Source organism: Fundidesulfovibrio sp. (assembly GCF_058402725.1).
The window spans coordinates 24,310-33,412 of sequence record NZ_JBZVFJ010000020.1; the positions used below are offsets into that span (position 1 = coordinate 24,310).

General features: G+C 67.4%; 9 protein-coding genes. 2 read left to right on the forward strand and 7 right to left on the reverse strand.

Translation table 11 applies throughout. The features are described 5' to 3' along the window. Nucleotides 1-92 precede the first annotated feature (92 nt). Nucleotides 93-917, reverse strand: coding sequence for a TatD family hydrolase (locus tag ACV4UX_RS04575; protein WP_491592140.1), 825 nt, complete (start codon nt 915-917; stop codon nt 93-95). Nucleotides 918-998: 81 nt separating this feature from the next. Here ACV4UX_RS04575 and ACV4UX_RS04580 point away from each other — a divergent pair, with 81 nt between their 5' ends. Next, nucleotides 999-2,468: a cyclic nucleotide-binding domain-containing protein gene (locus ACV4UX_RS04580; RefSeq protein WP_491592141.1), complete on the forward strand. Its 1,470-nt coding sequence runs from the start codon at nt 999-1,001 to the stop codon at nt 2,466-2,468. A gap of 162 nt (nt 2,469-2,630) precedes the next feature. On the opposite strand, the gene ACV4UX_RS04585 is transcribed toward ACV4UX_RS04580, so the two are convergent. From ACV4UX_RS04585 to ACV4UX_RS04610, 6 genes are all read right to left on the reverse strand, one after another. Beyond that, nucleotides 2,631-3,770 (reverse strand): double-cubane-cluster-containing anaerobic reductase, encoded by a 1,140-nt coding sequence (locus ACV4UX_RS04585; RefSeq protein ID WP_491592142.1) that lies wholly within the window; start codon nt 3,768-3,770, stop codon nt 2,631-2,633. After that, nucleotides 3,767-4,570 (reverse strand): acyl-CoA dehydratase activase, encoded by an 804-nt coding sequence (locus ACV4UX_RS04590; protein WP_491592143.1) that lies wholly within the window; start codon nt 4,568-4,570, stop codon nt 3,767-3,769. The genes ACV4UX_RS04585 and ACV4UX_RS04590 overlap by 4 nt, the downstream gene beginning before the upstream one ends. Nucleotides 4,571-4,657: 87 nt before the next feature. Continuing rightward, the gene (locus ACV4UX_RS04595) at nt 4,658-5,038 is read right to left on the reverse strand and encodes an ABC transporter substrate-binding protein (protein ID WP_491592144.1); all 381 of its coding nucleotides are present in this window, start codon (nt 5,036-5,038) and stop codon (nt 4,658-4,660) included. A gap of 15 nt (nt 5,039-5,053) precedes the next feature. Further along, a complete protein-coding gene (locus ACV4UX_RS04600; protein WP_491592145.1) occupies nt 5,054-5,596 on the reverse strand; it encodes an ABC transporter substrate-binding protein in 543 nt (180 codons plus the stop codon). A gap of 36 nt (nt 5,597-5,632) precedes the next feature. Continuing rightward, nucleotides 5,633-6,403, reverse strand: a complete 771-nt coding sequence (locus ACV4UX_RS04605; RefSeq protein ID WP_491592146.1) for an ABC transporter permease — start codon at nt 6,401-6,403, stop codon at nt 5,633-5,635. A gap of 19 nt (nt 6,404-6,422) precedes the next feature. Continuing rightward, a complete protein-coding gene (locus ACV4UX_RS04610; protein ID WP_491592147.1) occupies nt 6,423-7,199 on the reverse strand; it encodes an ABC transporter ATP-binding protein in 777 nt (258 codons plus the stop codon). Between the two features lie 498 nt (nt 7,200-7,697). On the opposite strand from ACV4UX_RS04610, the gene murJ reads away from it, so the two are divergent. Beyond that, nucleotides 7,698-9,103 (forward strand): murein biosynthesis integral membrane protein MurJ (murJ, locus tag ACV4UX_RS04615; RefSeq protein WP_491592148.1); only part of this gene is annotated, 1,406 nt, incomplete at its 3' end.

Below are 9,103 nucleotides of genomic sequence, written 5' to 3' on the forward strand. Positions count from 1 at the left end.
AGGAGCAAGGCCGTGGGCAGAGCCGTGGGCAGTCAACGACACCGCCCTCCATTCTCCCGGCGGCCGCAGCCGCTGAACGCGGGCGTCCGCTCTCAGTCCAGCCCGAAGAAGCGCCGGGCGTTCTCCCCGGCCAGCCGCCAGAGGTCGGCGGTCTCCAGGCCCTTGATGCGGGCCACGGCCTGGGCCGTGAAGACGTTGTAGGCAGGCTCGTTGGGGCGTCCCCGGTAGGGCTCTGGCGTCAGGAACGGCGCGTCGGACTCGAGGACCAGCCGGTCCAGCTCCAGGATGGACACGGCCCGGCGCAGGTCCTCGTTTTTCGCATAGGTCACGGGGCCGGGGATGGAAACCGTATAGCCCCGGTGGATCAGCTCCACGGCCAGGTCGGGTGCGCCGCCGAAGCAGTGCCAGAGCACCTGCTCGCCCTCCAGCCCCGAGTCGTCGAGCACGCGCAGTGTCTCGGCGGCGGCGTCGCGGCTGTGCACGGCCACGGGGCGTCCCAGCTCACGGGCCAGGGCCAGCTGCTCGCGGAAGAAGCGCTCCTGCACCTGGGGGGGCGTGTCCTTCCAGTAGAAGTCCAGGCCGATTTCGCCCACGGCCCGCAGGCGAGGCTCCCCGGCGAAGAGGTCCGCCATGTCGGCCACGTGGCGGATGTCGGCTTCTCCCGCGTCGTTGGGATGCACGCCCAGCAGGAAGAACACTTCCGGATAGGCCCCCAGCACGGGGGCGTTGGCCCGGTAGGCCTCCACGCCCAGGAACACGTTGCCCAGGCGGGCGATGCCCGCCCTCCGGGCGCGCTCCAGAAGGCCTGGCAGGGCCTCGGGGTCCAGACGCTTGTAGTCCAGGTGGGCGTGGGTCTCCACGCCGACGCACGGCAGGCCCAGGGATTCGGGCGCGGGTCTCTCTTTGTGCTTTGCCACGCCGGGCGGGTAGCGCACCGGCGGGGCGGGGGCAAGAAAAAACCGTTGCCTTGCGCGTCGGGGCCGCTACACTGCGCCCCCATGACCACCCCCGTGCTCGACCTCCTGCATGCCTTCGAACTGGCCAGCCCCTCCTCCCTGACCCTCGTCGCCGGCCTCTGCGCGGCCGCCCTGCTGCTCCAGGTTCTCCAGTCGCGCTTCGCGGGCAAGGGGGCCGCCGGTGCGCTCTCCCTGATCAAGTGGCTCGTGGTCCTGGCGGCGTTGCGCGTGCTGGAGGTGCAGGTGCTGCGCGACACCTGGGCCACCTTCGTGATGGTCCTCCACGGGGTGGTGATCTGGCTGGCCTTCCGGGCCTTCCTGCACGACCTCTACGCCGGGGTCTGGCTCGCGCGCATCCAGAAGCGGCCGCCCAACCGGATCCTCCTGAACCTGCTCTCCTTCGCCATGACGCTCTTCCTGGTGGGCTACGGCCTGCGCAGCGTCCTGGGCGTGGACGTAAGCTCCCTGCTCACCTCCTCGGCCATCCTCACGGCCGTGGTGGGCTTTTCCATGCAGGACACCATCGGCAGCCTCTTCTCGGGGCTGCTCATCCAGACGGAGAAGCCCTTCAAGATCGGCGACTGGATCAAGGTGGGCGAACTGGAAGGCCAGGTCACCGAGGTCACGTGGCGCTACACCAAGCTGACCACCTTCTCGGGAAACCAGGTGCTCCTGCCCAACAACGCCGTGGCCAAGGAACGCGTGGTCAACTTCACCGAGCCCTTCCCGGAGGTGAGCCTGGTTGTGCCCGTGCCCGCGCCCCTGGCCGCCCCGCCCGTGCGCGTGAAGAGCGCCCTTGAGGATGTGCTGCGCAAGGCCCCCCTGGTCTCGAAGAACCGCGCGCCCCGCGTGCGCCTGGCCGAGATCACCCTGGACCACGCCCTCTACCGCCTGGTCTTCTACGTGGACGACTACGAGGACATCTACGCCGCGCGCAGCGAGGTGCTCTCGGCCGTGTGGTATGAATTCCACAAACAGGGCATCGAGTTCCCCATGGCCCGCCGCAGGCTCGTGAGCGGGCCGCGCAAGACGCCCCCGAGGCACGCCGACCTCACGGCGCTCCTGAGCGGCGTGGGGCTCCTGGAGGGCATGCGCGAGGAGGAACTGGAACTCATCGTGCAGTGCGCGGCCGTTCGTACTTACCCGCCCGGGGCCTCCATCGTGTCGCAGGGTCAGGGCGGGACCACCATGTTCCTCATCGCCGAGGGCGAGGTGGCCGTGGCGCGCGACGGCCGGGAGCTGACCCGGCTGGGACAGGGCGACCTGTTCGGCGAGATGGCCCTGCTCACGGGCGAGCCCCGCCAGGCCGACGTGACCGCCGCGACCCCCGTGCGCTGCCTGGAGCTGGACCGCGAAGCCTTCCGGGGCGTGATGGACAAGAACCCCCATCTGGTGGCCAACGTCACCCGCGTCTTCCAGGAGCGCGAGGCCAAGATGCGCCAGGCCCCCAGGCCCGACGACGAGACCTCGGCCCAGGGGCTCTTCGACTGCTTCCGGCGCATCTTCTGGTAGTCGGCGACAAGGTGCGAATACGCCCAGCCGGGCTGCCCCCTCCCGGAAATCGATGCCGTCATGCCGCCTTCGGCTGGGGCCTTTGGAGCGAAGGATCAGAGAACGGACACTCGGCACGGTGAACGTGAATCCACACGCCCGGTCGGCATGCGCTCCAGCCGCCTACAGCAGTTCCAGGAAGGCCTCGATCCTGGTCCGGAGCTGCTCGGTGTCGGCCTCGGAATAGTCCGTTTCGATGTGCAGCGTCTGCAATCCATGCTTTTGCAGCATGTGCCCCTGCACCACGGGGGATTCCACATTGTAGGTGTGGCAGCACTGCCATGTGAGGTCGACCACGCCTTCGGGCCGGAACTCATCCGTCAGCCGGTCGAGCAGGGCGAGCCTGCCCGCATTGGGCGTCATGACGGAGCAGGGGATGCGCAGGGTGCGCCGCGCAAGCGCTTCCAAGGGGTCCCCCGTTTCGTCCACCAGGAGGTCGAAGCTCTTGACGCCCGAGCAATTCTCGGCGGCCACCACCACGGCCCCGCTCTCCTCCAGCAGCCGCACCACCTTCTCCGAGCCGCGTCCCACCGGGCAGCCGGTCAGGAGGATCCGCCTGGACCCAGGCGACACGCCGTACTGCCCCGCCTTGGCCATGCCCTCCAGTTCCGCCGCCAGATCGCGCAGGATGGCGGCGTAGGCGCGCGGGTCCGCGATGTAGCTCTTGGCCTCGCAGACGGCCATCATGTCCAGCCCGCTCAGGGGGGAGCATGTGCCGGAGGAGAGCCTGAGCACGCGCGCCAGCAGACGGCGCACGTCATTGTGGATGCGGATTTCCTCGCGCAGGGCGTCCTCGGTGATGCGGTTGCCGGTCTGGGACTCCAGAAATTCCTTGAAACGGCGGACCTCCTGCGTCCAGTACTCCTCCTGGACCGCCCCTGTCGCAAAGGGAAGATGCATGATGTGCATGGGTTTCACCGCGCCCAGGAATTCATACATCTTCTTCTTTCCGTCGCAGGTGGTTTCACCCACCAGAAGGTCTGTGGCCGCGAAGTAGGGGCAGGTCCCTGTGATCGCGTAGCCGTAGCTGGACTTGATCAGGGGGCAGAGGTTGGCCGGGAGCGTCTTTTCCGCCGCCGGGATCGGGGCCTGTTTCTTGCCGCAGAGCCCCACGGGCAGCGCACCTGCGGCGCGGACCAGCTCCCGGGGCGCATAGGTGCAGTAGATGCCGACCACCAGGGCTCCGGCATCCTTCAGCGGTTCGATGTCCGCCAGAAAACGGTCCGCCAACCCGTCGAAGCGCTCCAGGCTTGCTGCTCTCACACTGCCTCCAGGCTTGTTTGCTTGCTCAAAAGGGCTTTTCCGTGCAGGGCCGCGCCGAGCGCTCCCACGAGGTCGGGGTCCCGGGGGATGAGGGGCGACACGCCAAGGCCCTCCTCCAGCAGCCGGACGATGCAGGGATTGCGGGCCACGCCGCCCGTGAAGACCAGAGGCGGCTCGCACCCGATGCGACCGATCATGGCCTGGACCCGCCCGGCGATGGCCAGATGCAACCCCATGGCGATGTTCTCGGCGCGCTCCCCCAGGGCCATGAGCGTGGTGGCCTCGGTTTCGGCGAACACCGTGCACATGGAACTGATGGCGATCCGCTTGTCCGCCCCCAGGGCGAAACCTCCGAACCGGTCGAGCGGCGTCTGCAACGCCGTGGCCATGAACTCCAGGAATTTTCCCGTTCCGGCGGCGCAGCGGTCGTTCATCTCGAACCGGGCCACCTTGCCGCCCGGGGTCATGGCGATGACCTTGGTGTCCTGGCCGCCGATGTCGAGCACCGTGCGCGCGGCGGGGAACAACGCCCGCGCGCCCAGGGCGTGCGCCTGGATCTCCGTGGTGTCCAGCACTCGCCCGAAGTGTCCAAGGGCACCGAACTCCTTCAGGAAAAGCTTGCGCCCGTACCCGGTGGCCACCGCGAGACAGCCGCTCACGCCATCGAGGACGGCGCGACACTGTTTCAGCACGTCGTATGTGGTGGGCACGGTCAGCGAGTGTTCGACACCCTCCTCGCCCAACGCGACGAGCCCGATGGTGCGCGAACCGATGTCGATCCCGTAGACTCTTGAACTCATGGCCATGTTCCGTTTCGGGCTGGAGCGTCGCCGCTCGATTTTTGGATGCGGGGCCGCAGCCGGCCCCGCATTGTCCCTTCCGGCCGCTCAGCGTGTCGGCAGGAAGGAATAGTCCACCACGTTGCCCACCGGGACCATCTCGTCGATGAGCTTGAAGTCCCGCATGAGGCCCAATTGTTTCTCCAACTGGCTGTCCGGGACACGGCCGTTCCCGGAGAAGTCTCGCAGGGCCGAGGCGAAGGCCACCTCGCGCTCCACCTTCACGTACTTGGGAATGAACTCGCGCGCCTGGGCCTCGTCTGTGCGCATGAACTCGAAGGACCGAACCAGCCCGCGCAGGAAGGCCCGTACCTGCTCGGGCTTCTCCGAGAGCGTTTTCTCGGGGAAAAAGACGCCGGAAAACACGAAACCGGGAATCACGTCGTTGAACGACGCCACAAGGCGGCTGACGCCATGCATCTCCAGCATGGCAGTGACAGGGTCTCAAGTGATGACGAAATCCACCGCCCCCGCCTTGAGGGCCGCTTCGAACTTCATGGGCTCGTCCAGTTTCATGCCCGCGACCTGCTCGATGTCGGCCTGGGTCAGGCCGAACTGGCGCAGCCCCTCGCCCAGCATGAGCTTCGTGGTGATGGACCCGGCCGAGGCCACGCGCCTGCCCTTGAGGTCCCCCAGGTTCTTCACCGGCGAGTCGACGGGCACGTGCAGGCCGCACTTGGTGCCCTTGTGGGCCTGGCCGAACCAGGAGACCACCCGGATGGGAAGCCCCTGCTTCACGGCATGGAACGAGGCGGGCACGTCGATGTTGCCGCCGTCGATGTCCCCGCGCATGGCCGCGGCCATGATGTTGGTCTCGCCCTTGAGCTCCACCAGCTCCACCCGGACGCCTTCCGCCTCGAAGAACCCTTTCTCCACCCCCACATAGAAGGGCAGGTCGTCGATGAACTTGCCGTAAGAGAGGCGGATCACCGGCAAATCCGCCGCCTGACCCGCGCAGGTCAGCAGCAGAACCAGCAACACCGCCATTCCCGAAACCCTCCGCATGCGACATCACCTCCAGGTTTAGGAGCGCCCGCCCTCCAGCGAGGCGCGTTTGTGCCAGGACAGGGCGACGGCCTCCAGGGACTTGGCCGCCCGGTCCAGGCTGTAGCCGATGACCGATATGATCACGATGCCCGCGAACATCTTGTCCGTGGCGAAAACCCGCTGCGAATCGATGACCAGGTACCCCAGGCCGGAGTCTGACGAGAGCATCTCCACACCGACGATGGAGAGCATGGCCATGCCGATGGAAATGCGAAGCCCGGTGCAGATGGTGGGCATGGCGGCCGGGATGAGCACGTGCCGCCAAAGGAACCACCCCTTGGCCCCGAAGGAGCGCGCGGCCAGGATGAGCTTGCCGTCCACCCCCTTGATGCCCGCGATGGTGTTGAGCGCGATGGGGAAAAAGCAGGACTTGAAGATCAGCAGCACCTTGGAGGTCTCCCCGATGCCGAACCAGACGATGAGCACCGGCACCAGCGCGAACGTCGAGATGGGCCGGATGTACTCTATCAGCGGGTCCAGCAGGTCCTCCAGGACGCGGGAGGCCGCGATGGCCAGCCCCAGGGCCAATCCGGCCACGGTGGCCAGGGCGAAGCCCAGCGTGGCCCTCCCCAGGCTGATGCCGATCTGTCCCAGGAGGTTCTCGTGGGTGAACAGCTTGACGAGCGCCTGGAAGATTTTCAGGGGCGGCGGAAAGAAGAAGGGGTCCACGAGCTTCTGGGAGGCGACGATCTGCCAAAACACCAGCAAGGCCAGCGGCATGGCGAGACGCCGGAGAGTCGGGTTCATAGACGTGTCCCGTATAATTTCAGGGTTGCGCGTCGCCCTGGCGCAACGCCGCGCGCAGCTGGCGCTCCAGGGCCTTGAAACGGTCGCTGGTGAGCATGTCCGGGGTGCGCGGCCTGGGCAGGTCGATGATCAGCTCCGCGAGCACCCGCGCGGGGCGGGGGCTCATCACCAGCGCCCGGTCGCCCACCAGCACGGCCTCGGGGACCGAATGGGTGACGAAGAGCACGGTCAGCCCCGTGGCGTCGCGCAGGCGCAGGAGTTCGATCTGCATGGCCTCGCGGGTCATGGCGTCCAACGCGCCGAAGGGTTCGTCCATGAGCAGAAGCGCAGGCTCCACGGCCAGCGCCCGCGCGATGCCCACACGCTGGCGCATGCCGCCGGAGAGCTCGAAAGGGTGGCGTCTGGCGGAATCTTCCAGGCCGACCAGCCGCAGCAGCTCCATGGCCCGTTCCCTGCCCCGCGCCAGCCCCATGCCGTGGACCTGCAGCCCGAAGGCGACGTTGTCCAACACCGTCCGCCAGGGAAAAAGCAGGAAATCCTGGAAGACCATGGCCGTGGCCGAAGCCCCGGGGGGAACGCCCTCCACGGAAACGCTGCCCTCGTCCAGGGTCTCCAGCCCGGCGCATGCCAGCAGCAAGGTCGACTTGCCGCACCCGCTAGGCCCGAGGATGGTGACGATCTCCCCCTTGAACGCCGAGAGGCTTACTCCGTCCAGCACCGGCTCGCGCCGCCCGGAGGGGAGGACGAACGCCTTCCGGGCGTTGACTGCGTTGAATACCGGCACACTGCTCATCATGGATTCTCTAGCGCCGCATGAAACCGGCTGCTGTGTCCTTTGCGTCCATAACCACCGATTTCCGCCGATGAATGGCCCTCCAGATACTCAGAAACCATCCGCCAGAACAAATCGATTATGATTCCATGTAGATATAGGCATCATCACGCAGGCCGATACCATACCTGTCCGGAAGCCATACGCTCATACCATCCGCCGCAACATTGGTGAGGCGGACATCAAATCGTCCATGCCACATTCATCAGCCTGCCTGATTCGCGTTCTTCTATGCACAACCTGCGAGGATGAGCTGACGGATGAACAGGCTGCCGCCCCTCTCCTCAGGCATGAAGGATCGACCACCGATCACGCCAAGCGACCAGCCATGCGGCTGCCTGTCGGAACCAACGTGCGCCGGTCAAGGCCGAAACCACCCGCAATATGCACCAAGCGCTATGCGCCAACCGCAACCCGTTGAGCATTGGCACTGCTGCCGCTTTCAAGTAAACACCTTAGCCCATGAGCAATCACCTCAAGCAGATCGCCAAGGACGCCTCGGTTGTGGGGGGGGCCACGCTCCTCTCGCGCGTGCTGGGCTTCTTCCGGGACGTGGTGGTGGCCTTCGTGCTGGGCGCGGGACCCGCCGCAGACGCCTTCTACGTGGCCTACCGCCTGCCCAACACCCTGCGCCGCCTCTTCGCCGAAGGCTCCATGACCATGGCCTTCGTGCCCGTGTTTTCGGACCTGCGCGAAAAACAAGGCGACGAAGCCGCTTTCGCCATGACCCGCTCGGCCCTGGTCTGGCTCCTGGCCGTGCTGGGGGTCGTCACGGCCCTGGCCATGGCCTTCGCCCGGCCCATCACCTACCTGGTGGCGCCGGGCTTCGCCGACGATCCGGCCCTGATGGAACTCACCGCCGGGCTCGTGCGCATCGTCTTCCCCTACATCATCCAGATCTCCGTCGTGGCCCTGTGCATGGGCGCGCTCAACGCCATGGGCCACTTCCTGGCCCCGGCCCTGGCAACCAGCGAATTGAACACCGTGATCATCCTGGGCTGCGGAGTGGCCTGGCTCTTCGGCCTGGACGTGCCCCAGGCCCTGGCCTGGTCCGTGCTTGCGGGCGGCATGGGCCAGATGCTCATGCAGCAGCCAGCCCTCAAGCGCTTCGGCTTCTCCTGGATCGGCCCCTGGCGACTCCTGGACCCGGGAGTGGTGCGCATGGGCAGGCTCATGCTGCCCACGGTGTTCGGCGCGGCCATCTACCAGCTCAACATCCTGGTGGGAACGCTGTTGGCATCGTTCCTGGCGGCTGGGTCCATCTCGGCCCTGTACTACGCCGACAGGCTGGTGCAGTTCCCCCTGGGCGTCTTCGGTGTGGCCGTGGGCACCGTGGCCCTGCCCAGCCTGGCGCGCCTGGCCGCCGCAGGCGAGCACGGGGAGTTCAGGCGCACGCTCATGGCCTCGCTGCGCCTCACGCTCTTCATCTGCCTGCCAGCCACGGCGGGGCTGGCGGCTCTGGCCTGGCCCATGGTGGACGTGCTCTTCGGCCGGGGGGCCTTCACCCCCGAGGCCGCCGACGCCACGGCCCGCGCACTGGTGGCCTATGCCGCCGGGCTGCCCGCCTTCGCCTGCGTGCGCCCCCTGGTCTCGGCCTTCTACGCCCTGCACGACACCAGAACCCCCGTGCGCGCGGGCTTCTGGTCCATGCTGGCCAACGTTGCCCTGGGCGCCACGCTCATGTTCCCCCTGGGGCACGTGGGGCTGGCCCTGGCGACCTCGCTCTCGTCCTGGCTCAACGTGTGGCTTCTGGCCCGCGCCCTCACGGCCAAGGCCGGACCGTGGCTCGCCCCCGGACGCACCACCGCCGTGAGCGCCCTGCTGAGCCTCGCCGTGGGCCTGGCCGCCTGGCTCACCCCCGTGGGGCC